Origin of the sequence: Pseudomonas sp. NPDC089554 (assembly GCF_050280645.1) — a bacterium.
Taxonomy (GTDB): Bacteria; Pseudomonadota; Gammaproteobacteria; order Pseudomonadales; family Pseudomonadaceae; genus Aquipseudomonas.
Map to the genome: position 1 here is coordinate 1 of NZ_JBNNVR010000185.1, position 2,188 is coordinate 2,188.

At 63.8% G+C, this 2,188-nt stretch carries 2 protein-coding genes and 2 pseudogenes; 2 read left to right on the forward strand and 2 right to left on the reverse strand.

The genetic code is table 11. From position 1 onward, the window contains the following. Positions 1-61 precede the first annotated feature (61 nt). A pseudogene (locus ACQKPE_RS26300) lies at positions 62-685 on the reverse strand (Hsp70 family protein); the annotation flags it as partial. Positions 686-849: 164 nt separating this feature from the next. Between ACQKPE_RS26300 and cbpA the strand changes: the two are divergent. Together cbpA and ACQKPE_RS26310 are read left to right on the forward strand one after the other, a co-directional pair. Then, positions 850-1,806 (forward strand): curved DNA-binding protein, encoded by a 957-nt coding sequence (gene cbpA / locus ACQKPE_RS26305; RefSeq protein ID WP_427669613.1) that lies wholly within the window; start codon positions 850-852, stop codon positions 1,804-1,806. Positions 1,807-1,808: 2 nt separating this feature from the next. Beyond that, complete coding sequence (locus ACQKPE_RS26310) at positions 1,809-2,108, forward strand: chaperone modulator CbpM (RefSeq protein WP_427669615.1); 300 nt, start codon at positions 1,809-1,811, stop codon at positions 2,106-2,108. Here ACQKPE_RS26310 and ACQKPE_RS26315 read toward each other — a convergent pair. After that, positions 2,095-2,188, reverse strand: a pseudogene (locus ACQKPE_RS26315) (hypothetical protein); the annotation flags it as partial. The gene ACQKPE_RS26310 and the pseudogene ACQKPE_RS26315 overlap by 14 nt on opposite strands.

Consider the following 2,188-nt stretch of genomic DNA (forward strand, 5'->3'; position numbering starts at 1 on the left):
GGCTTGGCGAAATGCAGATAGCCGTAGTACCACAGCGCGCCCACCGTCACGATGATGCTGCCTCGGCTACCAGGTGGCGCTCCGGTGACAGGCGAATCAGCGTGAAGTCCGAGGTACCACCGCCGATGTCGACGATCAGCACCAGCTCCTCGCGCGTGATGCCCGACTCGTAGTCGAACGCGGCGGCAATCGGCTCGTACTGGAACGACACGTCCTTGAAACCCAGCTTGCGCGCCACTTCGGCCAGGGTGTCCTCGGCCTCCTGGTCGGCGACCGGGTCTTCGTCGACGAAGAACACCGGGCGGCCCAGCACTACCTGTTCGAACTCACGGCCTGCGGCGGCTTCGGCGCGCTTTTTCAGCTCGCCGATGTACATGCCCAGCAAATCCTTGAACGGCAGGGCGGTGCCCAGCACGCTGGTGTCGTGCTTGATCAGCTTGGAGCCCAGCAGGCTCTTGAGCGAGCGCATCAGGCGGCCTTCGTAGCCTTCCAGGTATTCGTGCAGGGCCAGGCGGCCATACACCGGGCGTCGCTCTTCGAGGTTGAAGAACACCACCGACGGCAGGGTGATCTTGCCGTCCTCCAGAGCGATCAGCGATTCGACGCCCGGGCGGTGCCAGCCGACCGTGGAGTTGGAGGTGCCGAAGTCGATGCCGCAGGCGCGGGCCGGGGATGCGTCAGACATGGTGGATGGGCTTCCGGAGGCAAAACGGCCGCGCAGTTTATGCCTTTGGCCGACAGAATCAAGACCGGTCGTCTGCTGTTCAACGCACCCAAGCGAACCTTGAAAGGCTATGCTTGGCCCCTATCTTGAGAAGCAACGCGAAATTTCCCACTGGTGATCCTTAGATGGACTTCAAAGACTACTACAAGATTCTTGGCGTAGAGCCGACAGCGGACGACAAGGCGATCAAGGCCGCCTACCGCAAGCTCGCGCGCAAGTATCACCCCGACGTCAGCAAGGAGCGTGACGCCGAAGACAAGTTCAAGGAAGCCAACGAGGCCTATGAAGTGCTGGGCGACGCGCAAAAGCGCGCCGAGTTCGACGAGATTCGCAAGTACGGCGGCCAGCACGGTCGTCCGTTCCAGGCCCCACCGGGCTGGGAAGGGCGTGGCGGCGCGGGTGGCGGCTTCGAGGGCGGTGATTTTTCCGACTTCTTCAGCTCCATTTTCGGTGCTCGCGGCAACAACCCTTTCGGGCGCGGTGGCCCGCAGCAACGCAGCACCGGCAGGCGAGGGCAGGACGTGGAACTGGAACTGGCGATCTTCCTCGAGGAAACCCTGAGCAAGGACTCCAAGAAGATCAGCTTCCAGGTGCCGCAGACCAATGCCGCTGGCCAGCGCACCGGCTTCACCACCAAGACCCTGAACGTGAAGATTCCCGCCGGGGTCACCGACGGCGAGCGCATTCGCCTCAAGGGCCAGGGCGCGCCGGGTGCTGGCGGTGGCGCCAATGGCGACCTGTTCCTGACCGTGCGCATGGCACCGCACCCGCTGTTCGATGTCGAAGGCCATGACCTGATCATCACCGTGCCGCTGGCCCCTTGGGAGGCGGCGCTGGGTGCCAAGGTGGCGGTGCCGACCTTGACCGGCAAGATCAACCTGACCATCCGCCCCGATAGCCAGAGTGGCCAACGCCTGCGGGTGAAGGGCATGGGCCTGGCCAACAAGCAGGGCGAGCGCGGCGACCTCTATGCCCAGCTCAAGGTGGTGATGCCCGCGCAGTCCGATGCAGCGGCGCGTGAACTGTGGAGCAAGCTTTCCGAGAAGGCCGCGTTCAACCCGAGGACACAATGGAGTAAGTGACCATGAGCAGCACCCTGATTGTTCAACTGGATATGCGTACCCTCTGCCAGGAAGCCGACCTCACGGCCGACTGCGTGATCGAGATTGTCGAGCACGGCATCGTTGAACCTTTGGGGCGAACGCCAGAGGACTGGCTGTTCGATGCCCGCGCGCCGGTGACCTTGAAGCGCGCGGTGAAGCTGCATGAGCAGCTTGAGCTGGAGTGGGAAGGGGTGGCGCTGGCGTTGGAGCTGCTGGAGGAAGTGCAGCAGCTGCGTAGCGAGAACAGCATGTTGCGCCAGCGGTTGGGGCCGCCGGCTTGACCGGCTTGGCCAGGTAGTCGAGCCCTGCTGCATGGACCTGGGCGATGGTTTCGTTGCGCCCATCGGCGCTGATCACCACC

What these genes read in the sequence shown, in the direction of transcription:
- ACQKPE_RS26310 (WP_427669615.1), top strand. Translation starts at nt 1,809, where the DNA reads ATGAGCAGCACCCTGATTGTTCAACTGGATATGCGTACCCTCTGCCAG.
- cbpA (WP_427669613.1), top strand. Translation starts at nt 850, where the DNA reads ATGGACTTCAAAGACTACTACAAGATTCTTGGCGTAGAGCCGACAGCG.